The organism is Paracoccus beibuensis, assembly GCF_026162625.1.
Classification (GTDB): Bacteria; Pseudomonadota; Alphaproteobacteria; order Rhodobacterales; family Rhodobacteraceae; genus Paracoccus; species Paracoccus beibuensis.
On the sequence record NZ_JAOTBD010000042.1, the window covers coordinates 1 to 23902 of the forward strand.

21 protein-coding genes and 2 pseudogenes are annotated in these 23902 nt (G+C 61.8%); 14 read left to right on the plus strand and 9 right to left on the minus strand.

Annotation, left to right across the window (positions count from 1 at the left end; genetic code table 11):
• Positions 1-117: 117 nt before the first annotated feature.
• Both OC159_RS17455 and dcm read right to left on the minus strand, forming a co-directional pair.
• Positions 118-2010, minus strand: a complete 1893-nt coding sequence (locus OC159_RS17455) for a DUF262 domain-containing protein (protein ID WP_265502481.1) — start codon at positions 2008-2010, stop codon at positions 118-120.
• Positions 2007-3392 carry a DNA (cytosine-5-)-methyltransferase gene (gene dcm / locus OC159_RS17460; protein ID WP_265502482.1) on the minus strand — a complete coding sequence of 462 codons (1386 nt, stop codon included), beginning with the start codon at positions 3390-3392 and terminating at the stop codon, positions 2007-2009. Before dcm ends, OC159_RS17455 begins: the two co-directional genes overlap by 4 nt.
• Before the next feature lie 295 nt (positions 3393-3687).
• Here dcm and OC159_RS17465 point away from each other — a divergent pair.
• Positions 3688-3849: pseudogene (locus OC159_RS17465) on the plus strand (transposase); the annotation flags it as partial.
• A 444-nt stretch (positions 3850-4293) separates the two neighbouring features.
• Here OC159_RS17465 and OC159_RS17470 read toward each other — a convergent pair.
• From OC159_RS17470 to OC159_RS17485, 4 genes are read right to left on the minus strand one after another with little or no spacing between them, the layout of a single operon-like run.
• Positions 4294-5799: a tripartite tricarboxylate transporter permease gene (locus OC159_RS17470; protein WP_265502483.1), complete on the minus strand. Its 1506-nt coding sequence runs from the start codon at positions 5797-5799 to the stop codon at positions 4294-4296.
• 1 nt (position 5800) lies between these two features.
• Positions 5801-6232 carry a tripartite tricarboxylate transporter TctB family protein gene (locus OC159_RS17475; protein ID WP_265502485.1) on the minus strand — a complete coding sequence of 144 codons (432 nt, stop codon included), beginning with the start codon at positions 6230-6232 and terminating at the stop codon, positions 5801-5803.
• Entirely contained in the window at positions 6229-7194 is a 966-nt protein-coding gene (locus OC159_RS17480) for a Bug family tripartite tricarboxylate transporter substrate binding protein (protein WP_265502486.1), read from the minus strand. Before OC159_RS17480 ends, OC159_RS17475 begins: the two co-directional genes overlap by 4 nt.
• Before the next feature lie 26 nt (positions 7195-7220).
• Positions 7221-7907 (minus strand): GntR family transcriptional regulator, encoded by a 687-nt coding sequence (locus OC159_RS17485; protein WP_265502487.1) that lies wholly within the window; start codon positions 7905-7907, stop codon positions 7221-7223.
• A gap of 76 nt (positions 7908-7983) precedes the next feature.
• Between OC159_RS17485 and OC159_RS17490 the strand changes: the two genes are divergently transcribed.
• Entirely contained in the window at positions 7984-8937 is a 954-nt protein-coding gene (locus tag OC159_RS17490; protein WP_265502488.1) for a hydroxymethylglutaryl-CoA lyase, read from the plus strand.
• Entirely contained in the window at positions 8930-10129 is a 1200-nt protein-coding gene (locus tag OC159_RS17495; protein ID WP_265502489.1) for a CaiB/BaiF CoA transferase family protein, read from the plus strand. The genes OC159_RS17490 and OC159_RS17495 overlap by 8 nt, the downstream gene beginning before the upstream one ends.
• A gap of 21 nt (positions 10130-10150) precedes the next feature.
• Here OC159_RS17495 and OC159_RS17500 read toward each other — a convergent pair whose 3' ends face one another.
• Positions 10151-11158: a LacI family DNA-binding transcriptional regulator gene (locus tag OC159_RS17500; protein ID WP_265502490.1), complete on the minus strand. Its 1008-nt coding sequence runs from the start codon at positions 11156-11158 to the stop codon at positions 10151-10153.
• A 192-nt stretch (positions 11159-11350) separates the two neighbouring features.
• Here OC159_RS17500 and OC159_RS17505 point away from each other — a divergent pair, with 192 nt between their 5' ends.
• From OC159_RS17505 to OC159_RS17555, 11 genes are all read left to right on the plus strand, one after another.
• The gene (locus OC159_RS17505) at positions 11351-12436 is read left to right on the plus strand and encodes a Gfo/Idh/MocA family protein (RefSeq protein WP_265502491.1); all 1086 of its coding nucleotides are present in this window, start codon (positions 11351-11353) and stop codon (positions 12434-12436) included.
• 18 nt (positions 12437-12454) lie between these two features.
• On the plus strand, positions 12455-13369 hold the full coding sequence (locus OC159_RS17510) for a sugar phosphate isomerase/epimerase family protein (RefSeq protein WP_265502492.1): 915 nt from the start codon (positions 12455-12457) through the stop codon (positions 13367-13369).
• Between the two features lie 83 nt (positions 13370-13452).
• Positions 13453-14628, plus strand: a complete 1176-nt coding sequence (locus OC159_RS17515; protein WP_265502493.1) for an aldose 1-epimerase family protein — start codon at positions 13453-13455, stop codon at positions 14626-14628.
• The gene (locus tag OC159_RS17520; protein ID WP_265502494.1) at positions 14628-15380 is read left to right on the plus strand and encodes an SDR family NAD(P)-dependent oxidoreductase; all 753 of its coding nucleotides are present in this window, start codon (positions 14628-14630) and stop codon (positions 15378-15380) included. Before OC159_RS17515 ends, OC159_RS17520 begins: the two co-directional genes overlap by 1 nt.
• A 10-nt stretch (positions 15381-15390) precedes the next feature.
• Positions 15391-16587: a CaiB/BaiF CoA transferase family protein gene (locus OC159_RS17525; RefSeq protein ID WP_265502495.1), complete on the plus strand. Its 1197-nt coding sequence runs from the start codon at positions 15391-15393 to the stop codon at positions 16585-16587.
• Positions 16584-17711: a type 2 periplasmic-binding domain-containing protein gene (locus OC159_RS17530; protein WP_265502496.1), complete on the plus strand. Its 1128-nt coding sequence runs from the start codon at positions 16584-16586 to the stop codon at positions 17709-17711. The genes OC159_RS17525 and OC159_RS17530 overlap by 4 nt, the downstream gene beginning before the upstream one ends.
• On the plus strand, positions 17708-18502 hold the full coding sequence (locus OC159_RS17535) for an enoyl-CoA hydratase/isomerase family protein (RefSeq protein WP_265502497.1): 795 nt from the start codon (positions 17708-17710) through the stop codon (positions 18500-18502). The genes OC159_RS17530 and OC159_RS17535 overlap by 4 nt, the downstream gene beginning before the upstream one ends.
• Before the next feature lie 55 nt (positions 18503-18557).
• Positions 18558-19454, plus strand: coding sequence for an ABC transporter permease (locus OC159_RS17540; RefSeq protein WP_265502498.1), 897 nt, complete (start codon positions 18558-18560; stop codon positions 19452-19454).
• Between the two features lie 35 nt (positions 19455-19489).
• On the plus strand, positions 19490-20458 hold the full coding sequence (locus OC159_RS17545) for a sugar ABC transporter substrate-binding protein (RefSeq protein WP_265502499.1): 969 nt from the start codon (positions 19490-19492) through the stop codon (positions 20456-20458).
• Positions 20455-21987: a sugar ABC transporter ATP-binding protein gene (locus OC159_RS17550; RefSeq protein ID WP_265502500.1), complete on the plus strand. Its 1533-nt coding sequence runs from the start codon at positions 20455-20457 to the stop codon at positions 21985-21987. The genes OC159_RS17545 and OC159_RS17550 overlap by 4 nt, the downstream gene beginning before the upstream one ends.
• Positions 21984-23126 carry a fumarylacetoacetate hydrolase family protein gene (locus tag OC159_RS17555; protein ID WP_265502501.1) on the plus strand — a complete coding sequence of 381 codons (1143 nt, stop codon included), beginning with the start codon at positions 21984-21986 and terminating at the stop codon, positions 23124-23126. The genes OC159_RS17550 and OC159_RS17555 overlap by 4 nt, the downstream gene beginning before the upstream one ends.
• Before the next feature lie 274 nt (positions 23127-23400).
• On the opposite strand, the pseudogene OC159_RS17560 reads toward OC159_RS17555, so the two are convergent.
• Together OC159_RS17560 and OC159_RS17565 are read right to left on the minus strand one after the other, a co-directional pair.
• A pseudogene (locus OC159_RS17560) lies at positions 23401-23553 on the minus strand (IS3 family transposase); the annotation flags it as partial.
• A 34-nt stretch (positions 23554-23587) separates the two neighbouring features.
• On the minus strand, positions 23588-23902 hold a 315-nt coding region (locus tag OC159_RS17565), incomplete at its 5' end, for a transposase (protein WP_265502502.1).

Below are 23902 nucleotides of genomic sequence, written 5' to 3' on the forward strand. Positions count from 1 at the left end.
GACGCTTGCGCTACCCGAGGGCTCCGCGCCCGGCGCGCTTGCCCTGAAACGATCCGCCGACTACCAATCTCAAACCGGCAGACTCTCGTTATGACCGAGGGACCAACGGGGGGCAGGTCAGGAGGTCCCGAACTGCAGACGTACAGCCTTAGCCGCTTGATCTGGATCGATGCCCAATAGTTCGAGGAGACTTTTGCTGATCCTAGCTATGTAGTCCCACTGGGTTTTGGTCTGCGTCTTTTCGGGGCGTGCCCAGTCCCGGGCTTCCTCGCTCGCCGTCCGGATAGCATCACCGCTAGCCTCGATGCGGTCCTCGATGTCGTCTGGCGAGGCAGCTAAGGCCATGGCAATGCCCACGAGGGAACCTACGAGTTGGAGTTCCTGCCACTTTGCACCCTTGCCGCCATCTTTGAATTGATCGGACCACAACTCATCGTGCGATGAATGGAGTTCGACAGCTTGCAGCAGCAGCGAGAACAGTTTGTTCAACGTCGATGAACTGGCCAGCCGGTGCGATCTGTTCTTCTGAATCGCGATCAGCAACTGGTCGATGTTACGGCTAGTCGATGCCAAGTCCTTCCCAGCGGTATCATGCACCAGGACTGAGATGACCCAAGCTAGAACCTTAGTGCGCTTGTAGCGCGTGTCGCCAAAACCGTAGCTTTTCAGCGCCTCACTGAGGCGCTGAAGATTGGGGATGCCGGCCAGCGATTCGGCGATTTTGGCGACATCAGTGTTCGGGTCGGCATCACCGGCGGCGGCAAGAGTCGCGCGGGTAAGTTCGACCTCGTGGTAAACCGCGTTACGGATCTCTTCAGCATTAAGGTGTACGCCCTGCTTGTTGTAGAGTCGAAAGACCTCATGGATCTGGGCTTGACTAGCCTTGGTGTATTCGATGACGGGAATGCGGTACTCTACGACTTCCTCGAACAACCCCTTGATGGTGACTTCCTCAGCAGCGACCTTGATCACCAAGTCCTTAATCTGCGTGTAGTACTTCCCGCGGAGAGGCTCTAGGTAGGAGCCAATCAGCCCGCCTTCTCCGGTCGTGCGCAGCTTGAATGGGAAGTAGTATTCGTTCTCATGTGTGGCATTGAGTGCGTAACCTTCCAGCGCTTTCCACGCACGGCGGAAGGCCGGGTAATCGTGGTGGAACAGATCCGTTAAATTCTTGCCACCGTGGTCATCGAGACGCCCTTGATCGTTGAATTTTTTATCTCTGTGCCGAGCGGTGACCTCCACAACCTTCTGCGTGGCGACGGGGTGCTTTCCCACAAATCGGAGGATGGTCGTGAGCCTCTGCTTGCCGTCGACGACCTCATACGGTGTGGTAGGTCCGGTTCGCAGTAGAATGATGGAGGGCAAAGGGACGCCACGGAGAATGGACTCCATCAGGGACTGTCGTTCGCCGTTGGCCCATACATCACCTCGCTGATAGGACGGCGTTAGGTTGGGCACCTTATTTGTGAGTTGGTAGATCGGCCATACGTCGGCCCTTGCTGTGACCGGCTCCGGACTCACCGCCTCCTCCCTCGCGTCGGATTCTGCCCAAGCGTCAGCCCACGAATGGGTGGCTGTTGCACGGCTGGTGCCCTTGGTCTCAAGTTCTTCAAGAAAATTTCTCTGGAGCCGGACGGCTGCCTCGACGCGCTCTTGTAGACGCTCTAGCGTGCGAAGGCTCAGCGGCGGGTAGGAGTCTCCGGGAGGAAGGAGGTCGGTGGGTTCAAGCTTGAGTTCAGCGATGAGTGCATGAAGGAATGGTTCACCGCCCATGAGTGGGAGGTCCTCGGTGAAGCTCAGCCAGCCTTGAATTTCAGCCAGTTTGTTCATCCATGAGTCGGAGGCGAAGTCGACGTCACCGCCGCTGAACATTGACGATACTGGGGGAACGCCATTGGGCGTGTCGGAAGCCTCTGAGAGATTTGCTAACCCGTCGGCGATGCTCTCCAGCAACAGGACCCGCGGGTCTTCCTCGCCGAAGTCGTCTTCGTGTTCGATGTGATCAGTCATCCAGTAACTCTCAACGGTTCAAGGTCAGAGGTGATGCTCGAGGTGGGCCGTATTAGCCCGTGCAACAACCGTTCGGCGATTGCTTTGACTACGCGAGCGTTCACTGCGTTCCCCAAGGCTTTATACGCGTCGATGTCGGACGCGGGTAACTGGATACCTCCGAGGCACTGAAGTTCAGCGCACTCGGCTGGTGTCATGTAACGACGTTCGCCGGCCAAATTAGCACCGAGAATGGGCACTTGGGTCTGCGTGAAGGCGATGAGACTTGGGGAGGTAGTGGGACGCTTGACCCGCAGTCCTGACGCACGCACCTGTAGCACGAAGTTGTCGATGTCACGGTCCTCACCTTGTGCGTTCCACTCCATCTTCTGGAAGCTAGACGGGAAGCTTTGTGGGCTCCATCTTGCGATCCAGGGATCGATCCAGTGGCGGTTGACTTTGTAGAACTCGCGATTTTGCCTGATAAAGGTCCGCTTCCAATGTGGGAAATTTAAGTCGCCTAGGCGGTTAGCGTGGCTAGGTATCCTCGCAAGTTGTTCGTCGAGCGAGCAATCGAGGGACCGGCCGAAGCTGCCCTTGAAACCCATCTGACTAAGACCCCGCACAGGCCTGCGACGCCAAACTCCTGCTGGAGTCTCGTCCAGGTAGGGATAGGTTGCACTAAATTCCATCGCCCAGATCGGGAAGGAAGGCAGCTTCAGCGAAGCCGGCGAGCGGCGCAGGAAGTCGCCCCACATGTCAATGGCTCGCAGCGTCTGCTCCGGGATGGCGCGCGTGGACTGCTCTTCGTGGCGCAGTACCCATTGGATTTCGGTTGGTTCTTTATGCTTCGCTGGCCACTCAAAATGATCGAGACTCTGGAGAGATCCAACGAAGTAGGCGCGGTCTCGCACCTGTGGAATGCCAAAATCGTGGGGCGAGAAGTGCTCTACTTTGACGGAGTAGCCAAGCTCCTCCAACAAGCGAATGATCGTGATGCTAGTGCGGCCGCCGTTGTGCTTGAGGATATTGGGCACATTCTCCAGGATGAAGTGTTGTGGCCGCTTGACGCGCAAGACGTCGTGCACCTTGAAGAAGAGATTGCCCTGATCTGTGTCCTCAAAGCCCAGTTGGTCGCCTGCTTTAGAGAACGGTTGACACGGGAAGCCCGCAGTAAGGACGTGGTGATCGGGCACGTTGAGGGCTATGATTTCGTCGCTGCTCAACTCATTAAGGTCACCCCAAGCGTCGACACCGAAGTTGACCTTATAGAGAGCCTTCAGTTTAGGCTCCCTCTCTGCAGCGAACACACCACGCCCATCCAACTCATCGAGTGCGACGTGGAAGCCACCCAGCCCAGCGAAGAGGTCGACGAAACGGAAGGCCTCTTTACTAGTTCTCATTATCTCAGCCCCGTCCGTCTCTGCCTGGTCGGGCGAGATTTCTCATGATTTTTTCCAGCATTTCTATTGTGCCACTTCATGCTGTATGTCCAATAGTTTATTGACTTCCACGCGGAGTTGACCCCTGAAGATACGGACAAAATATGGACTGGTTTTGACCTGTTCCCCCGTGAGTCCTCAATTATGAGTTAGCTCTGTTCAGGTTTCGATCAGAGGTGGCTCGGGGAATCTGAACAAGGGCGGTAAGTGGATTATCCGCGCGACATCGGCATGATGCCGAGAGCGAGGAGAGACCATGACGAGACGACCGCGCCGGAACCACAGCCCGGCTTTCAAGGCGAAGGTGGCGCTTGCAGCCATCAGGGGCGAGCGAACGCTGGCTGAGCTGGCGGAACAGTTTGATGTCCATCCCAACCAGATCACGCAGTGGCGCACCGGGCACAGGCAGCAGTCGCTGGTACGCTGGGGCATCGGCTCGGGCCGTGTCAGGCAAGCTTTCACAGCCGGCAGGGGGTGCAGGATGAACGCTTCTCGTGCCTTGTCCCGCTGACGATGATGGGCACCGGCTGCGATCTGCATTGCGCTCGCCAAGTCCATGGCGGCATCCACCGGACCGCCCGCTTGATGCCATGGAAAGATGCCCCGCCAGTTGCGGCGGGGCCAGTTCCAACAGGGAGTTCCAGTCAACAGCCAACTCGCCGCTCTGTTCCCGGCACCTGGAAAGAGTGGCGCCGTTCCTGAGTGGCAGGTTCACGCTGCCAACCGCGTCTTCACCTCTCGACCATGAGGCCTTCGGCACAACACCCACGCATCCGGGCCCGATTCGGAAGGATCCAGGCTTGATGCGGCGCAAACAAGATGCGCCTGGCATCCAGAACCAGGCGCATCGGTACGACCTTGCCTAACGCCCGCCCTTGGCAGCAAACGCTTTGGAATCACGGCGCGACAGCCATAGCGTGAGGGCCAGGAACACAGCGGTGATGCCGTAGAGAAGCAGAGCGATCGGGCTCTGGAGCAGGACGGTGAAGTCGCCACCCGAAATCGACAGAGCCCGACGAAGATTGTTCTCCATATCCAGTCCCAGCAACAGCCCCAGAACCACCGGCACCAGCGAAAAATCGAGCTTGCGCAGAACGAAGCCCAGGATCCCAAAGCCGACCATGACCATCAGATCAAAGGCAGCATGCGTGATGGCATATACGCCCAGATAGCTGATGGCGACGACGAGCGGCATCAGACCCCAGGCAGGCAGGCCCAGCACGCGGGTAAAGATGCCGATCAGCGGCAGGTTCAGGATCAGCAGGACGAAATTTGCGAGATATAGTGCAGCGACCAGACCCCAGACGAGATCGGGACTGCGCTCGAACAGAAGCGGTCCCGGTTGGATGTTCAGCGAGATCAGCATGGCCAGCATGACTGCGGTCGTTCCCGATCCAGGCACGCCCAAGGTCAGCATCGGGATAAGAGCACCTCCGCTGGCGGCATTGTTGCCCGCCTCGGGCGCTGCAACGCCCCGAGGGTCGCCTGTGCCGAAGGTTCCCTTGTCCTTCAGGCGTTTCTCGAAACTATAGGCCATGACCGCCCCCAGGGATGCGCCTGCGCCGGGCAGGATCCCTGCGATGAAGCCGATCACCGAGCCGCGGAGCGAGGCGCCGAGACCCTCCTTCACGCGCGACATGCGCGGAAACACGCGGCCTTTCGGGATCAGCTGCCTGTCCTGTGCCTTCTGCTCGAGAAAGAACAGGATCTCGGAAATTGCAAACAGCCCGACCAGCGCGACGATGGGATCGAAGCCGTCGTAAAGATTGAAGCTGCCGAACGTGTACCGCGCCACACCGGTTGCCGGGTCCAGCCCCACGGTGCCCAGCATGAGGCCCAGGAGCGCCGCCAGCAGCGTCTTGCGGGGATCGGTTCCCGAGATGCCTCCGATCGTCGCGAACGCCATGACGTAAAGCGCAAAGTAATCCGCAGGACCGAAGTAGATCGCAGCCTTGGCCAGAAGCGGCGCGAAGAGGGTCAGGCCCAGGGTCGCCAGCGTCGCCCCGATGAATGACGCGATCCCTGAAATTGCCAGCGCATCCGCTGCCTGCCCTTTGCGCGCCATCGGGTAGCCATCGAGCGTGGTCATGATGGCAGGTTCGTCACCCGGAATGTTCAGCAGGATGGATGAGATGCGACCGCCATACATGCAGCCGTAGTAAACGGCCGACAGCAGGATCATCGAGGACGTGGCGTTCAGTCCGAAAGCAAAGGTCAGCGGGATGAGGATCGCCACGCCATTGACCGGGCCCAGACCGGGCAGGGCGCCGATCAGCGTTCCTGCGAAGCACCCCGCGACGATCAGGGCGAGATTGATCGGGAGGGCGGCGACGGCAAAGCCGGCCCAGAGCGAGGAGAGAATTTCCATGTCAGCCAAACCATGTCCCGAGCGCCGGGAGAGGCAGGCCCATCAACCGGTCGAAAAGCAGATAAAGTCCCGGCGCGGAGATCCCGGCGGTCAGAACCCCGCGTATAGGCGGCGCCCCCATCAGAAGCCCCAGCCCAAGGACCGCAACGAATGTCGACAACACGAAGCCCAGAGGCTCCAGCAGCAGCGCATAGCCGACGAGCAGCAGAAGCGCCGCCCCTTGCCTCAGCAGGCCATCCGCGCCGGCCCAGTCGGCATTGTGGCGAGGCCAGATCATGAGGGACAGCCCGAGAAGAACGGCCGGGATCCCGATGACCCGGGGGAAGATCGAGGGTCCAAGCGGATCGCCGAAACCTGCGGTGTATCCTGCCGACAGCCAGACGTATCCGGCTGCCAGCAGAAAAAAGCAGATGCCTGCCAGGCGGTCAGTCACTGAATGACCCCGATCTGGCGAGAGATCTCGGCCATCTGCTGCTCTTGCTCGGTCACGTAAGAGGTGAACTCATCGCCGCCGCGCCAGACCGGTTCCAGCCCGCTGGCCTTTGCCGTCTCTTGCCATGCCTCGGTTTCATAGAGCGTCTTCAGCCTGTCGACCCATGCGGCATAGTCTTCGTCGCTGACCTCGCCCCCGGTGTAGAAGCCGCGCCAGTTATAGCCGGTGACGTCGTAGCCTTGAGATTTCGCCGTGGGCAGATCCGGAAAAGCCGAGATCGGCTCGTCCGCCAGCACCGCCAGAACCCGAATGTCGCCTGACTCAACGAAGCCTCTGATCTCTCCAAGGTCGGTCGAAACGACGCCCACCTGTCCGCCCATCATCTGGGTCACGGCGGGGCTGCCGCCGTCGAACTGCACCCAGCGGATCTGGTCGATGACATCTATGCCGGCCTCCTGCGCCAGCAGCAGCAGCCGGATATGGTCCCAGCCGCCGGCACCGGACGATCCGGAGGTCACGACGGACGTCGGGTCCTCTTTCAGCCTGGCCATCAGGTCGTCCAGTGTCTGGATGTCGCTGTCCTTGGCGACGGCGATCACGCCCACATCGGCGCCCAGCATGCCCAACCAGCGCATCTGGTCCGTTCCGCCGGGATACTTCCCCTGCGCGATCTGCGTGATGCCGACGGTCGAGGTCGCCACCACCAGATCGCCGTCGTCGGCGCGCTTGCCTGCGACGTTTGCATAAGCCACCGCGCCGACGCCGCCGGGCATGTTCGTCACCTGGACATTGCCCTCGACCAGACCTTCTTCGGTCAGCAGGCGGCCCACTTCGCGGCATGTAAAGTCCCATCCGCCGCCGGGGTCAGCAGGCGCGATGCATTCCGCCGCTGACACCGGTCCGGCGATCAGCATCGCCATGGTCACGCCCGCCGCCCGCAGGCCATTCAAATCAAAGATCATCCGTTCCTCCCTGGATGTGGTTGCCTTTATCCGCCGACGACCCCCCGTCGTCCCATGAAGCGTCGCGCGCTTTCGATGGCGTCCCTGACTTCTTGGCGCACCTCCGCCGAATGGGCAAGCACGGCGCGCGCCGCTCCTTCCGCGTCGCGGGCGCAGATCAGGTCCAGGATCTCGCTATGCTGGCGATGCGTGGTGGCGCGTCCGGCTTCGGACGCGAAGGACAGCCAGCGCGCGCGCACGGTTCGCATCGTCACATCCTGCATCGCTGCGGCCAGACAGCGGTTGCGGGACAGCGCGGCGCAGCGCACATGGAAGTCAAGGCCCAGCTCCAGCCATTTCTCGGGGGTGAATTTCTGGTGGCCTGAAACGATGCTCTGCCTGATCGCATCGGTTTCGGCAACGCTTGCCATTTGTGCTGCCCGTCTGACGGCGGCCGGTTCGACGATGTCGCGAAAGGCGAAGACCTCGTCGATCTCCTCCATGTCGAAAGGCGCCACCGCGTAGCCGCGCCCCTCACGGATCACGAGGCCGTCCCGGATCAGATGGAACAATGCCTCTCGGACGGGGGTCCGCGAGGCATTGAACTGAGCCTCCAGAAATCGCTCGCTGATCGACTCGCCCGGGACCAGTTCCAGCGACAGGATGGAGAACCGCAGCTTCGACAGAAGACCCCGTTCTTCCTGCAGTTCAAGACTGGTCGCATCTGCCGTCATTGACGCCTCCGGTTGGTTCGGTATACCAAGTTGGCATCCAGAAAAGAAGTGATTTGTGACTTGGGGGGACTACAGCATGGGCGCAGTCATCGCGGGTTTTCCCGATCGCGCGGTTATCACCGAAGTCGGCCCGCGCGACGGCCTGCAGTCCGAGCCGGCATTCGTTTCCACCTCGGAAAAGATCCGGCTGATACAGGCGCTGCTGGATGCTGGTTTGCGCCGTTTCGAAATCACCTCGTTCGTGTCTCCGAAGGCAGTTCCGCAGATGCGGGATGCCGCCGAGGTTCTGGCTGCCTTCCGCGACCGCAAGGATGCGCATCTGACGGCCCTCGTGCCGAACATGCGGGGCGCCGAGGCTGCCATCGAAGCAGGCGTGGACGCGATGGTCCTTTTCGCATCGGCATCGGAAAGCCACAACCTGAAGAACGTGAATCGCAGTCGTGCCGGATCGCTGGCGGGATTTTCCGAGATCGCCCGACTGGCCGAGGGCACGGGCATTCGTCTGCAAGGGGCTATCGCGACCGCCTTCGGTTGCCCGTTCGAAGGTGACGTCGATGTCGGAGCGGTCGTGGATCAGGCCCGCGCCTATGTCGATCTGGGCATGGATCACATCACCCTCGGCGACACGACCGGCATGGCGACGCCTGCCTTGGTGATCGAGCGGGTGCAGGAACTGAAGCCGATTCTGGCCGATGCGGGCCTGGCGCTTCATTTCCACAACACGCGCGGGGTCGGATTGGCCTGCGTCTATGCGGGACTCAGCCAAGGAATCACGCACTACGAATCCAGTATCGGCGGCCTTGGCGGCTGCCCATTCGTTCCCCGCGCGACCGGCAACATTGCCACCGAGGATCTGGCTTACTTGCTGGTGGAGAGCGGCGTCGAGACTGGAACGGACCTTGACCGGCTGATCGAGGCCGCTCAACTGGCCGAACGGATCCTGGACCGCGAATTGCCGGGCCAGGTGATGAAGGCAGGGCATCGGTTGAGAACTGCCCCGATGGACAGCGTGAGGACCGCGAATGGCTGACGTTTCCACAGGGCCTCTGGATGGGCTGCGCGTCATCGACCTGACCCGTGTACTGTCGGGACCCTTCTGCACGATGATCCTGGGAGATCTGGGCGCGGAGGTCATCAAGATCGAGCCCCCCAAGGGCGATCCCGTTCGCGCCCAGGGAACGATGACTCAGGGACATTCGGGCTACTTCGCGGGCTTCAACCGCAACAAGCGTTCCGTCGTCCTCGACCTCTATAGCGAAGATGGAAGGGCGGTCCTGCGGCGTCTGCTGGCTGATGCCGACATTCTGGTGGAAAACTTCCGTCCAGGCACGCTGGACAAGATGGGATTCGGCGAGGCCGCCCTGAGCCAGCTCAACCCTCGCCTGATCGTCGGCAGCATCAACGGCTATGGCAGCACCGGCCCCTACGTCGACCGTCCGGCATTCGACTTCATCGCCCAGGCCATGAGTGGTTTCATGGGCGTCAACGGCGACCCGAACGGCCCCCCGATGCGTGCCGCCGCGCCGGTCAGCGATCTGGTCGCGGGGATCTATGCGGCGCTTGGCATCGTCGCGGCCGTCGTGGGCCGAGAAAGATCGGGGAAAGGTCAGACTGTCGAAGTGGCCATGGTGAACGGTCTGATCAGTCTGCTCGCCTACCTGTCGTCAGAATATTTCGCGACGGACCGGGTTCCTGAACGTACAGGCAACGACCATCCTCTTGTCTATCCCTATGGCCTATTCACATGCTCCGACGGCCAGATCGCTGTCGCCAATTCCCACGACCAGATCCTGCGCCGGTTTCTCGACACGCTGGATCTTGGGTGGGTCATGACGGACCCGCGGTACGACAGCAATGAAAAGCGCATGAAGGCAAGGGAAGAGCTGCGCGAGATGATCAACGCCCGCATGGCAGGCCAAAGCCAGGATCACTGGCTGGAAATACTAAACTCTGCTGGTGTTCCCTGCGGGGTGGTCCAGGATCTGGACCAGGTTTTCAATGATCCTCAGGTCGCGGCCCAACGGATGGTGATCGACGTGCCCTTCCAGGATGGTCCGACCGTCAAGGTGCCGGGGTTTCCGATCAAGCTCGGCGCCACCCCTTGCCGCATCCACCGTCCCGTGCCCCGACTTGGTGGCGAGACCCGGGCGGTCCTGAGCGAGTTTGGGTTGTCCGAGAGTGACATCACAAGCCTGCTCCATCGAAAGATCATCAGCGACTGACCCTTCGGCGGCCTCGCATGCCTAGTCCAAGGGAATGTTCTCGCGGAAAATAACCTGATTGCGAGGCGGATAGTCCGGCTCGGTTCGCCCTTGCGCTGCCGACACCAACATACGGACGATTTCTCGTGCCTCAACCCGAGGGTTCTGGTCGATTACCGCATCTAGGGTTCGCTCCAGCAGTAGAAGACGAGTTGCATTGGTCAGGTCATGGCCGATGAAGATCGTTTCCCGTGCCAGCTTGGCTTCTCGCAAGGCGCGGCCAATTCCCTGATTTCCAGAGCCGATATTGTAAAGGCCGGCAATGCGGCGACCGCGCAGAATCGATTTCATCTCTTCATATGCTCGATCACGGTCATCACCTACTTCTGCATAGGCCGTGATTCGCAGCTCCGGGAATTCATCGGACAAGATCGAGCGAAAACCCATCTCGCGTTCTTCATGACCGCGATACGCTCGTGACCCAACGAAAAGCGCGATATCACCTTCGCCGACAGGGCTCAGCAGCCGCCCCAGCAATAGCCCGGCCAATCGCCCCGCGGCGCGATTGTCGATGCCGACGTAACCAACTTTAGCGATTGATGGAATGTCTGAAACAAGTGTCGCAACGTGGATTCCCGATTGCGCCAGATCATTCAGAAGTTCGCGTATCTCGGGCCGATCCGGGGCAACGATTCCAATGGCGTCCGTTTGACCGCGGAGCTGGACCAGCTTGCTTTCGATCCTGTTGTCGTCCTGGCGATCTACATCATGGATCCGAAGATCAACATCCTCGCGACGCACACATTCGTCGATGATCCGACTGCGCAGGGTAAGCATGAAGCTGTTCTGTCCGGCGGGCAAAACGACATCCAGCCTGACCCGAGAGGCTCGCTGGTGGTCGGTAGGACCAAAATAACCAAGGTCTCTGGCGGTTGCCATGACGATGTCACGTGTCCGGTCGCGGACACCGCTCCTCTCGTTCAAGACGCGGTCAACTGTCGCGGGAGACACACCGGCACGTTGGGCAATTTCGCTGATCGTAGTGCGCATGGACGTCATCCGCTCATCTGAAGTGAATGCAATCAAAGCCCGCAATTGCGCTTCTTTGCAAGGGAGGGGACATCCTTTCTCACGCAGGAAGATGATAAATGACGTAGAATGAGTTAAAATGATGATTGTTTATGAGGGGCTTGTTCGTGATCCTGATCTCGTCGCGGAGGACGATCTGATCCAGGGGGGGAAATGAGCAATATTGGGTTTGCACCAGACGCCAAGGTTCGGTGCCGCGACTACAGGATCGGCGCTGTCGGCGCGGGAATGATCATGGCGGAATGCCACCTTGAGGCTTATCGCCTTGCGGAATTTCAGGTGGCCGGCATTGCCTCGCGCGGTCGGGACCGGGCGCAGGATGTCGCCAAACGCCATGGGATCCCCGTCGTACACGAGACCCCCGAGGCGCTGATCGCCGATCCGGCAATGGATATCATCGATATCGCCTATCCGCCCCATCTGCAGCCGGACCTGATCCGGGTGGCGCTGCAACAACCGCATGTGAAGGGTATCCTTGCCCAGAAGCCGCTTGCGCTTTCGGTCGATGAGGCACGGGCGCTTCGCGACGAGGCCCGTGCGGCAGGCAAGATCCTGTCGGTCAACCAGAACATGCGCTACGACCAATCCATGCGGGTACTGAAGCAACTGCTGGATCGCGGTGCATTGGGCGACCCCGTATTCGCGCAGATCGACATGCACGCGATCCCGCACTGGCAGGGTTTTCTGGAAGGCTACGACCGCCTGACGTTGTCGAACATGAGCGTGCACCACCTGGACGTGTTGCGGTTCCTGTTCGGTGATCCGGACGAGGTCACGTCGGTCACGCGCACCGATCCGCGTACGCGCTTCGCACACCGGGACGGGATCGTGTCGACGATGCTGCGCTTTCCGTCCGGCCTGCTGGCCCTGTCGCTCGAGGATGTCTGGTCGGGCCCGCGCACCGAGGGCTATCGCGACGACCAGCATATCACCTGGCGCGTCGAGGGGACAGAGGGTGTGGCCCGCGGCACCATCGGCTGGCCCACCGGCGCGGCCTCGACCCTGAGCTACGCCTCGACGATCGAGACGGACGGCGAGTGGGTCAGTCCGGAATGGGACACGATGTGGTTCCCGCATGCCTTCATCGGCGTGATGGAGCAGCTGCAATGGGCAATCAGCAGCGGCGAGCAACCGGCATTGTCGGTCGCGGACAACGTGCGGACCATGGCGCTGGTCGAGGCGGCCTATCGCTCGATCGACGACAAGCGGACAGTTTCGCTTGATCTCTCGAATGACTGACCAGGGAGGACAACAGTCATGATGCAAGCCGGTATCTTCACGGGGTATTTCCCTTACGACCTCAGGACGACGGCGCGGAAGATCCGCGCCCACGATTTCAACACCGTGCAGCTTGATCTGCACTTCAAGGACGTCGATGTCTCGGACGGGCAGGTGACGCCCGACAAGTGCCGCACAATCCGCGACACGTTCCGCGACCATCACCTGCCGGTCAGCTGCATCTCGGCCTATACCAATATCGTCCACCCCGACGCGGATGCCCGCAGGACGCGGCTTGACAGGCTGAAAGAGATCCTTGCGCACGCGCAGTATCTGGGATCGCCCTACGTCATCTCGGAGACGGGAACATTCGCCACGGAGAGTGACTGGGTCCACCATCCCAAGAACAAGACCGAGGAAGGCTGGGATGACTGCCGGTCAGTCATCAACAGTCTTGCGCAGTTCGCTTGGGATCACGGAGCGGTCTTTCTGCTGGAAACCTACGTGAACAACGTCGTCGGCTCGGTCGAGGAGACCCTTCGGATGTTCGCCGAGATCGACCACCCCGGCCTCGGGTTGCTGATGGACCCCACCAACTATTTCGAGGTGCACAATATCGACAAGATGGACAGCACGCTGAACCATGTCTTCGATGCCCTGTCGGACAAGATCCGGATTGCGCATGCCAAGGACGTCAAGCGCTCGGGCGACGACAAATCCGAGAAGCATTCGGATATCGGCGACACCGACGCGGCCGAGAGCCACACCTTCCGCGGCGTCGGCGAGATCGAGCTTCCGGCACCGGGCCTGGGTGAGTTGAATTACGACCTTTACCTCAAGCGTCTGGCGCAGAAGCATCCGAACATTCCCATGATCATCGAACATCTGGACGAGGCGGATGTGGGGCGCGCGAAGGCTTTCCTCGATGACAGGTTCCGCGTGAACGGCTGCTGATCGCCGCTCGCCCTGCCGACGGAGGGCGGCACTTCCCTGCCGCCCGACCGGCCGCAATCGCACCGACAGACCGAGGAATACCCATGGTCCAGCTTTACGGAAAGACTTTCATTCGATCGGAGATCGAGGCTGTCAGCGGCGGGCTGTCGCACGCCGCCGGGGTCCGGCTGATGGTGCTGGAGAACGGACTGGAGCGCGGGAACCGTGTGCTCGAGTTCCGGTCCGGCTCGGGGCTGCGTTTCACCTTGCTGCTCGATCGCTGCATGGACATCGCCGACTGCGACCATAACGGCCGCGGCGTCGGCTGGCATTCTCCCGCCGGGTTCCGCCACCCTTCGCTGTCCGACTACGAGGGGGAGGGCGGTCTTGGCTGGATGCGCAGCTTTTCGGGGCTGATGGTAACCTGCGGCCTCGACCATATCCTGTTCATGAACGAGGTGCCGACCGAAAATTACATCTACGCCCCGCGCCCGACGGCGCATCATTCGCTGCACGGCCGTGCCGGCACGATCCCGGCCCATCTGACCGGCTACGGAGAGCGATGGGACGGGGATCGCTGCCATCTGTGGGCCGAGGGCATCGTGACGCAGTCGGCGGTCTTCGGCGAGCATCTGGAACTGCACCGCCGGATCGAGATCGAGGTCGGCACCGACGAGATCCGGCTGTCCGACCGCATCGTCAACCGCGGCTTCTACCGCACGCCGCACATGTATTGCTACCACATCAATGTCGGCCATCCCGTGCTGGAGGAAGGCGCCAGATATCTTGCGCCGATCGCCGAGACGGTATGGGCGGCCCATGCCGACGATTACGACCGGCAAGGCGTGGGCTATCGACACCTGCCGGGGCCACGTCTGGATTTCCATGAACAGGTCTGGCAGCACGAGATGGTCGCCGACGGGGCCGGTGAGGTTCCGGTCGCGCTGGTGAACGACCGCCTCGGCATCGGCTTCATGGTCGTCACGCGCAAGGACCAGTTCCCCGCGCAGTACGAATGGCAGAACTTCCAGGCCGGCCAGTATGGTTTCGGGATCGAACCGTCATCGAACCACGTTCTTGGCAACCTGGCCGCACGCGAACGGGGCGAGATGATCTGGCTGAACCACGGGGACGAACGCTGCTATGACAGCAGCTTTGTCATCCTGCCGGATGCCGACGCGATATCGCAGGCAGAAGCGCGCATCCGGGCTGTCCACGACCAGCCGGACAGCGACTTTCCGTCCCTGACCGGGACCTTCCGCAAGATCGAGGGCCGCTGATGGCAAGCCTGACAGGACGTCGCATTCTCTACACCGGTGCGGCAGGCGGACTGGGGCACCAGACGACGATCGAGCTGATGGAGGCGGGGGCCGAGGTTTGTGCGCTGGATCGTGATGTCGGCAAGCTTGAAAGGCTGCTTGCCGACACGCCTGCCGACATGAAATCGCGGCTGCACCTCGCCGAAGTGGATCTTGCCGACAGACCCGCGCTGGACAGCGTCCTTGCCAGGCTTGTCGCGGACGGGCCGCTGGACGCGGTCATCAACAACGCGGCAATCTATCCCGCACGCCCGTTCGAGGAATTCGCGATCGCGGACCACGATCACGTCCACGCCGTGAATGTCGGAGCGGCGCTGGCCTGCGCCAAGGCCGCGCTTCCGGGGATGCGCGCGCGGGGATGGGGGCGGATCATCAACATTACCTCGATCACCCTCAGCGGCGGATGGGAGAACCTCGCACCTTATGTGCAGTCGAAGGGCGCGCTTCTGGGATTGACCCGGGCCTGGGCGCGCGAATTCGGCAAATGGGGCATCACGGTCAACGCCATAGCCCCGGGCGCCTTTCCGACCGATGCCGAGAAGATCCATCCCGACCCAGAGGGTTACAACGGCATGGTCCTCGAGCGCCAGTCGATCAAGCGGCGGGGCAATGCCGCCGATATCGCGGCATCCATCAAATTCTTCCTGTCCGATGAGGCAGGTTTCATCACCGGTCAGTCGCTCGCCGTCAATGGCGGCTGGACGATGCACTGAGGAGACTATCATGGGCATTCTCGACGGGATCACCGTCCTGGACTGTTCGATCGCGATGGCAGGGCCGTTTGCCGCGCAACGGCTGGCGGACCTGGGCGCCGACGTCATCAAGATCGAGCCGCTGGCCGGCGAATGGCAGCGGCACGCGCCGGCGGGCGGGATCACGGGCAACAAGGTGAACGTCTCGTTCCTGTCGCTCAACCGCAACAAGAAGTCGCTGGCGGTTGATCTCAAGTCGGCGGGCGGCAAGGCTGTCCTGAAGAAGCTGGTCGCGACCGCAGATGTCTTCATCCAGAACTACCGTCCCGGCGTCGCCGGCCGGTTGGGCGTCGATTACGAGACGCTGTCCTCGATCAACCCGCGGCTCGTCTATGTCTCGATGTCGGGATATGGCGAGGACGGGCCGAGCGCCTCCCGTCCCGGGCAGGACCTGCTGTTGCAGGCCATGTCGGGGGCCATGCTGTCCGCTGGGCGCGAGGGCGAACCACCGACGCCGGCGGGCCAGTATCTGGTCGACGCCATCACCGCCTACACTGCGTTCGAGGGCGCGCTGGCAGCACTGTTTCACCGCGAGCGTACCGGCGAAGGCCAGAAGGTCGAAGTCAACATGCTCGACGCGATCACGACGATCCAGATGCAGGAACTGTCGGTCTTCACAGTAGGGCACAAGGCGCAGCAGCGTTCGTCCGAACCGCATGCGCATGTCTATATCCGCTCGCCCTACGGCATCTTCGCGGGCAGCGACGGCAAGTTTCTGGCGCTGGCGATGCCGAACTTCGCGGGCCTTGCGCGGGCGCTGGACGAGCCGCGCTTTGCTGACCTGGACGAGATGACCGCAGGATGGGAAGACCGCGACGCCACTTTTGCGCTGGTGCGCGACGCCGTGCTGAAGTTCCCGCGCGACGAGGCGCTGGAACGTCTGGAAGCCGAAGGCATCTGGGTCGGGCCCGTCTACGGCTATGCGGATCTGCTCGACGATGCGCAGATCAGGCACAACGGCACGTTCATTGAATACGATCACCCCTCCGAGGGTCGGGTCAAGACCCCGGGCTTTCCGATCAGGTTTTCGAAGACGCCGTCTGAATTGCGCTTCGGTGCGCCGCTGACCGGCCAACATACGGACGAGGTCCTGGCGGCGGCGGGCTACAGCGACGAAGAAATAGCAGCTCTCGTCTCCGAAGGCGCCGTGGGAAGGGGAGAGGGATGAGCTTTCGTGGCCTGACTTGGGATCACCCGCGCGGTCGCCATGCGTTGGAGGCGGCGCAGGCGCAAGGCGGACCAGTGACATGGGACGCCCAGCCGCTGGAGGGTTTTGAAAGCGCGCCCATCGGCGATTTGTGCGCGCGCTACGATCTGGTCGTGCTGGATCATCCGCACCTGGGCGAGGCGCTGGCGCTGGATTGCCTCCGACCGCTCGATGAGGTCTTCACTGCCGGGGAATTGCAGGCGATGGCAGCGCAGGCGGTCGGCGCCAGCACCGACAGCTACGTCATGGCGGGGCGCCAATGGGCGCTGCCGCTGGATGCCGCAACTCAGGTCATGGTGCGCAGGCCCGATTTGGTTGAGATGCCGCCGGTGACCTGGCAGCAGGTGGCGGATCTGTCCCGGCTGACCGGAAAGGTGGCGCTGTCGCTGGCCGGTCCGCATGCGTTTCTGTCGTTCCTGTCGGTCGTCCAGGCGATGGACCCGGCGCTCTCGTTGCGCGACGGTGACCAGTGGATGTCGCGCCAGCTGTCGCATGAGGTGATCGGCCTGCTGGCCGACCTCGCGGCGCGCAGCCCCGCCTCCGTCTCGGACCTGAATCCAATCGGCATCCTCGAGCATATGTCGGGCGGCGATGACGACGTGATCCTGTGCCCGTTGATCTACGGATATGTCAACTATGCCGCACCTTCCCGCAAGGTCCCGCTGGCCTTCTCGAATGCGCCGAGGATGCGCGTGGGCGCGCCGCCCGGCTCGATCCTTGGCGGCACGGGGATCGCGGTTTCCAGGGCGGCCGCGATCGACGAGGAACTACGCGATCACCTGCTGTGGCTGATGAGCGCGGAGGTTCAAAACGGCTTCATCCCGGACCACGACGGCCAGCCCAGTCATCGCGACGCCTGGTCCGACCCGAGGGTCAACGCGGTGACGGGAAATTTCTTTGCAGACACCATCGAGACACTGGAGGCAGCGGCGATCCGGCCGCGCCATGACGGCTATATCGCCTTCCAGGCCGCGGCCTCGGCGGCGCTGCGCGAGGGGTTCGACAGCGGCTGTGCACCCGCCGTGCTCGCGGCGCGGCTGGAAGACCTGTTCCATGCCTCGCACCATCAGGAGACGCACCCATGAGCGCGCCCGCGACACCGCCCGAAGCCGAGGCCCCGCTGACTTTCGAGATCGAGGGGCAGGTCGGCATCATCACATTCAACCGACCCGGGAAGCTCAATGCCATGACGCCGGAGATGGCCGAGCTGCTGGTAGCAGCGGTCGAGCGCTGCAATGAAAGCGACGAGGTGCGGGCGGTCGTCCTGACCGGCACCGGCAAGGCCTTCTGCGCTGGATCGGACATCTCGCTTCTGGAAACTTATGCGACGGCTTGGGATTTCCGCAACCGGACGGAATATTGTGATGCCCTGCGCGGGCTTCGCAAGCCGTCCATTGCGGCGATCAACGGCTATGCGTTCGGCGGCGGGCTGGAAATGGCGCTGTCCTGCGACATCCGCATCGCCGCCGCGACCGCCAGGCTGGCCGCGCCCGAGATCAAGCTGGGTTGGATCGGCGGCGGCGGGATGACGGCGTTGTTGACCCATTCGATCGGCCCGTCGAATGCGGCGATGATGGTGATGACCGGAGATCCGGTCTCGGCCGATCTGGCGCTGGCCTGGGGCCTCGTCGGCGAAGTGCACCCTGCGGATGCCCTGCGGTTCCGCGCGATCGAGGTCGCAGCCACCATCGCCTCGCGTGCGCCGATCGCGGCCGAGACTGCCAAGAGCAACCTTGCCGCGGCCCTGAACATGCCGCTGGAGCAGGCCATCGCTTACGAGCGCGATCTTCAGACCGTGTGCTTTGCGACCGAGGATGCGCTTGAGGGCCGCGCGGCCTTCGCCGGCAAACGCGCGCCGGTGTTCCGGAGGCGTTGAGATGAACCTGAGCCTTCGCACATTGCTGCAGCAGCGAGAGTTTTCGGTCTTCGCGATGCTGCTTCTGGTGGCGCTGTATCTGACGATCAGCAATGAATACTTCCTGTCGCACCGCAACCTGATGAACGTGGGCAGGCAGGCATCCGTCGTGGCGATCGTCGCGCTTGGCCAGGCATTGGTCATCATCGCGCGCGGAATCGACCTGTCGGTGGGGTCCGTCATCGGCTTTTCGGCCGTCAGTTCGGCCTTGGTCATGCAGGCGACCGGATCCGACGTGCTGGCGTTGCTGGCCGGATTGGGGGCAGGGATGCTCGCCGGGGCGCTGAATGGTCTGATGGTCACCCGGCTGCGCATCAATCCGTTCATTGCGACGCTGGGGATGCTGTCCGTCGCGCGCGGAGTTGCGCTTCTGATGACCGGTGGGATCCCCGTCGGCTATTCCGGATGGGCTGAATGGCTGGGCGCTGGCCGTGTCGCGGGCATTCCGGTCTCGGTAGTGATCATGTTCATTCTGGTTGCTGTCGTGCATATCGTAGCGACCAGAAGCGTCATCGGACGCGAGATATACGCGGTTGGCGACAATCCGAAAGCAGCCCGGCTGGCGGGTATCGATATCGCGAAAACGCGTATGGCGGTCTTCACGCTCACCGGCCTGCTGGCGGGGCTCGGAGGCATCATTCTGGCCGGCAATCTGGCAAGCGCCGATCCCAATTTGGGCATGGGATACGAACTGGACGTGATCGCAGCGGTCATCCTTGGTGGAACAGCGCTCTCGGGGGGGCGCGGTTCGATCATCGGTGTGCTGATAGGGGCCATGCTGATGGCTCTGCTGAGCAACGCCTTCGTGCTGCTCAGCATCTCGGCTTACTGGCAGGTGGTGACCAAGGGCCTGATCATCATCATTGCCGTCGGTGTGGACGGACTGCAACGCGGACCGGATGCCGACGAATAGCGTCATGTGAAAAACTGTTTCGGAGGAGGAAACCGATGTTCAAGACCGTAACCCGCGCAGGCATGCTGACGGCATGCTTTTCGTTCGCATCGGCCGCCTTCGCGCAGCATCTGCCCGAGGGTGGAACCATCGCCGCCAGCAGCATATCAGAAAGCGAGGTGCGGATTGCGTTCCTGTCCTTCCAGAACAACCCGTTCTGGGTGCCGGTGACAGAGGGCGCGCGAGCTGCGGACGACTACCTCGACGCATTCAACGGGACAGTCGATTTCGTGGATCTCGGTGACGATCTTTCGGCCGAGGCAGTCGTCGCCGGGATCGAGGCTGCGCTGGTGCAGCGGTATGATGGTATCGTCGTCGTGCCGATCTTCGACGGAACGGCCCGCATCATCAACGAGGCCGTGGCCGAGGGCACCCCCGTCATCACCATCGTGGCCGAAGGCGCTCAGCCCTCGGACCGAATGGCGTTCATCGGGCAGGATGCCGGCGCCGCGGGGGCGCAGATCGGAGAATACATCGCAGAGAGAATGGATGGTCAGGGCAAGCTGGGCGTGATCACCGGCTACTTCGGCGCGACCCAGCATCAGGCCCGGATGGACGGCGCGGTGAACTATCTGGCGCAGAACGCACCTGAAATCGAGATCGTCGGTCCGTTCGAAAACCGCGACAAGGCCGAAGCCGCCTACAGCCTCGTGCAGGACATGGTTACGGCGAACCCCGACCTGAAGATGGTCTATGTCACTGCAGGAGGGCCATTCGGGGCAGCGAAAGCCGTGCAGGACCTTGGCCTCAACGGACAGGTCGGCGTCGTTGGCTTCGATCATACACCCGAGAACACGGCCTACCTTTCGACGGGAGAGATGGTGGGCCTGCTTGATCAGGCGCCGTTTCAGCAGGCGTTCGACGGTTCGGTGATGATGTTCAATCACATCGTGGATGGCTATATGCCGGAAGACGACGTGATCAAGGTCGAGGGCAATCTGTTGACGCCGGAGACGGCAAATTGATCACGACGCCAGAGGTGGAGAGGGACAAAGCCTCCGCCCCGCTGCTCGCTCTGGACAGGATCGAGAAATCCTTCGGCTCAAACCAGGTGCTGGCCGACGTATCACTTGTGGTTCGCCCTGGCGAGGTGATCGGTCTCTTGGGAGAGAACGGCGCGGGGAAGTCGACGATGATGAATATCGTCGCCGGGGCGCTGCAACCCTCGGGCGGAGCCATTCACTATGCCGGCGCCAAGCGCAATTTCACGTCGATCGCCGAGGGTATTCAGGCCGGTGTTGCCTTTGTCCACCAGGAACTTTCGGTCATCGGCTCGCTCTCGGTTGCCGAGAACCTCTTTCTCGGAAGTTTGCCCCGCAATCGCCTTGGCCTGGTGGATTTCGCCCGCATCTACGCACAGTCCCGCGACATGCTGGACGCCATTGGCGCCACATGGATCGACCCGAAGATGCTGGCCGGAACCCTGCGAGCGGGCGAGCAGCAACTGGTCGAAATCGCACGCGCCGCTGCGCGCAAGCCTCGCCTTCTCATCCTGGACGAGCCGACGTCTTCGCTTACCCCGCACGAGGTCTCTGCCTTCTTGTCCTATGTTTCGCGCGCAAGGGCCGAGGGAACCGCGATCATCTTCATCACGCATCGTCTCGAGGAGGCAATGACGATCTGCGACCGTCTTCTGGTGCTGCGCAACGGCGCCATCGTCTCGGACTGCGCTCCCGACGATACCAGCAAGGCGCAGATCATCCGGGACATGACCGGCAAGGACAGCCTCTTTGCCTATCGCGACCGGCAGAAGCACGAGACCGAAGTAGCGCTGGCGTTGTCCGGTATTTCAGATGGCAGGCTGATCGAGGACATCTCCTTGACCGTGCGCAGGGGCGAGATATTCGGCCTTTTCGGCCTGGTCGGCGCCGGCCGTACAGAGCTTCTTGAAACGATCTGCGGGGCGCGCCGCGCGTCCAGCGGTCGGATGGAGCTTTTCGGACAGGTCCATGTACCCGCCAGCCCTCACCAAGCCCTTCGCGCCGGCGTTGCCTTGGTGCCCGAGGGGCGCAAGACTGCGGGCATTCTTCCGCAGCACTCCGTGCGTCGCAACGCATCGGCAGCATCGCTGCGCAACATGGGCGGCGGAGTCTTCGTGTCTGCCAAAGAAGAAGCGAGAAAGACCCGCGCTGAGCTGAGAGCATTGAGCGTGCGCATGACCAGTGACGGGCAGGCGATAACGACACTGTCCGGGGGCAACCAGCAAAAGGTAATGTTCGCACGCGCCCTGTTGTCCGGCCCCCGACTGCTGCTTCTGGACGAGCCGACGCATGGCGTGGATGTCGGGGCGAAGTCCGAGCTGTACGAGATCATACGGGCCGCTGCCGATCAGGGGCTGACGGTTATCGTCGCCTCCTCGGAACTGCCCGAGATCACCGCCCTCTGCGACCGCGTCGGCGTTCTTTCAAAAGGACGATTGGCCGGCTTGCTTGAACGCGAGAAAATGAACGAGGAAACGCTGTTGCGCCTGGCCTTCAGCGAACACGAGGCATGATGATGATTGATGACGTTTCCGGGCTCTGGCTGGGTCGAGTGTGGCTGCCCGCGGCACGCGGACCTGCTGTCGTGACCCTGCGCGACGGTCAGGTGATTGATATCACCGCGAAGGGTGCGGCAACGGTTTCCGAAATTTGCGAGAAGAAGGACCCGGCCGGCTTCGTTCGTGACACCGCAGGCAACGACCTGGGCAGCTGGAACGAGATCTCGTCGGCTCCGGTCGGGGATCTCGAACAGATCCATCTTCTTGCCCCCTGCGATCTGCAGGCGGTCAAGGCTTGCGGCGTGACCTTCGCCCGATCGATGGTCGAACGTGTCATCGAGGAGAAAGCCGCCGGAGATCCGTCCCGCGCGGAAGAGATAAGAAACCGCATCGGCACGATCATTGGCGACAGCCTGCGCAACATCACGCCGGGATCCGAGGAAGCCGAACGGGTCAAGCAGGCACTGATCGCGGAAGGGATGTGGTCTCAGTATCTCGAGGTCGGCATCGGGCCTGACGCCGAGGTCTTTTCGAAAGCGCAGGTCCTGTCTTCGGTCGGCACGGGGTCAGACATCGGCCTTCACCCGATCTCGACCTGGAACAATCCCGAGCCGGAGATCGTGCTGGCAGTCTCGTCCACTGGACGTATCGTTGGCGCCACCTTGGGCAATGACGTCAATCTTCGGGACGTCGAGGGTCGATCGGCCTTGTTGCTGTCAAAGGCCAAGGACAACAACGCCTCTTCCGCGATCGGGCCGATGATCCGATTGTTCGATGACAGCTACTCCCTGGCCGATATTCGAGAGGCTGAACTGACGCTGCAGGTCCGGGGCGAGGACGGCTTCTTGCTGGAGGGGCACTCCTCCATGTCCCAGATCAGTCGTGATCCCGAGGACCTGGTGCGCCAGACAATAGGCCGCCACCACCAGTATCCAGATGGTCTCATGCTGTATCTCGGGACGCTCTTTGCGCCCACTGAGGACCGTGAGGTGAGGGGCGAAGGGTTTACTCACAAGATTGGCGATGTCGTCACCATCATTGCCCCCGGATTGGGAGAACTTCGCAACACGGTACGCCTCGCGACCGAATGCTCGCCTTGGACATTTGGCGTTTCAGCGCTGATGCGGAATTTGGCGGCGCGTGGGCTGCTATAACCAAGAAACACTTCTATCGGTGTTGAACGGACGGGTTGTCGGAATGTCGGTTCAAGCAGTCACATGTGGCAGGGCCAACTGACACAGATCTTGAAAAGATCGACGCTGGGCCCATTCCTCCGCCACTTGCACATGCGAAATGGAAAGCAGGTTCCTTGTAAGGTTCTGGGGCAGGCTCGTAACACGACATGAAAAAGCGATGTCCGCGATGCGGGACGAGACGAAGCCGCTCTGCGGCATTGGCGCTCTTGGCTGACTGAATAGTCCGGAGTTTTTAGACGCCTTCACGTCTCAACATCTCCTGCCGTTCGAAGTCAGCGGGTGACAGCATCGCGTTCCTCGCGTGCATGCGCTTCGCGTTGTAGAACGTCTCGATGTAATCGAACACGTCCTGCCTTGCCTCTTCGCGCGTCCGGCAGGTTCTGCGCGAGCTATGCCCGGAAATGGGTGACGCGCTGTGATCAGGCGGCGCGGTTTTTGGCGTCGATGACGCCATCGGTGAATTTGACGCCCTCGGTGACCATTGGCAACTGGTTCGCGCCCTTCAGGCGTCGCCATCCCTTTGCGGCAGCTTGCACGAGCTTGTAGACCATCAGTCGGGCCGTTTTCTGGGACAGCGCGCCCTTGGTGCGGACGGTGCGATGTCTGACCGTGACGAACACGCTCTCGATCGGGTTCGATGTGCGCAGATGGTCCCAGTGGTCCGCCGGAAAATCGTAGAAGGCCAGTAGCGCCTCGCGGTCCTTGGTCAGACAGGTCGCGGCCCTCTGGTATTT

What these genes read in the sequence shown, in the direction of transcription:
- OC159_RS17525 (WP_265502495.1), top strand. Translation starts at nt 15,391, where the DNA reads ATGGGCATTCTCGACGGGATCACCGTCCTGGACTGTTCGATCGCGATG.
- OC159_RS17535 (WP_265502497.1), top strand. Translation starts at nt 17,708, where the DNA reads ATGAGCGCGCCCGCGACACCGCCCGAAGCCGAGGCCCCGCTGACTTTC.
- OC159_RS17495 (WP_265502489.1), top strand. Translation starts at nt 8,930, where the DNA reads ATGGCTGACGTTTCCACAGGGCCTCTGGATGGGCTGCGCGTCATCGAC.
- OC159_RS17545 (WP_265502499.1), top strand. Translation starts at nt 19,490, where the DNA reads ATGTTCAAGACCGTAACCCGCGCAGGCATGCTGACGGCATGCTTTTCG.
- OC159_RS17485 (WP_265502487.1), bottom strand. Translation starts at nt 7,907, where the DNA reads ATGACGGCAGATGCGACCAGTCTTGAACTGCAGGAAGAACGGGGTCTT.
- OC159_RS17490 (WP_265502488.1), top strand. Translation starts at nt 7,984, where the DNA reads ATGGGCGCAGTCATCGCGGGTTTTCCCGATCGCGCGGTTATCACCGAA.
- OC159_RS17505 (WP_265502491.1), top strand. Translation starts at nt 11,351, where the DNA reads ATGAGCAATATTGGGTTTGCACCAGACGCCAAGGTTCGGTGCCGCGAC.
- OC159_RS17470 (WP_265502483.1), bottom strand. Translation starts at nt 5,799, where the DNA reads ATGGAAATTCTCTCCTCGCTCTGGGCCGGCTTTGCCGTCGCCGCCCTC.
- OC159_RS17480 (WP_265502486.1), bottom strand. Translation starts at nt 7,194, where the DNA reads ATGATCTTTGATTTGAATGGCCTGCGGGCGGCGGGCGTGACCATGGCG.
- OC159_RS17510 (WP_265502492.1), top strand. Translation starts at nt 12,455, where the DNA reads ATGATGCAAGCCGGTATCTTCACGGGGTATTTCCCTTACGACCTCAGG.
- OC159_RS17555 (WP_265502501.1), top strand. Translation starts at nt 21,984, where the DNA reads ATGATGATGATTGATGACGTTTCCGGGCTCTGGCTGGGTCGAGTGTGG.
- OC159_RS17515 (WP_265502493.1), top strand. Translation starts at nt 13,453, where the DNA reads ATGGTCCAGCTTTACGGAAAGACTTTCATTCGATCGGAGATCGAGGCT.
- OC159_RS17520 (WP_265502494.1), top strand. Translation starts at nt 14,628, where the DNA reads ATGGCAAGCCTGACAGGACGTCGCATTCTCTACACCGGTGCGGCAGGC.
- OC159_RS17500 (WP_265502490.1), bottom strand. Translation starts at nt 11,158, where the DNA reads ATGCGCACTACGATCAGCGAAATTGCCCAACGTGCCGGTGTGTCTCCC.
- OC159_RS17530 (WP_265502496.1), top strand. Translation starts at nt 16,584, where the DNA reads ATGAGCTTTCGTGGCCTGACTTGGGATCACCCGCGCGGTCGCCATGCG.
- OC159_RS17540 (WP_265502498.1), top strand. Translation starts at nt 18,558, where the DNA reads ATGCTGCTTCTGGTGGCGCTGTATCTGACGATCAGCAATGAATACTTC.
- OC159_RS17455 (WP_265502481.1), bottom strand. Translation starts at nt 2,010, where the DNA reads ATGACTGATCACATCGAACACGAAGACGACTTCGGCGAGGAAGACCCG.
- dcm (WP_265502482.1), bottom strand. Translation starts at nt 3,392, where the DNA reads ATGAGAACTAGTAAAGAGGCCTTCCGTTTCGTCGACCTCTTCGCTGGG.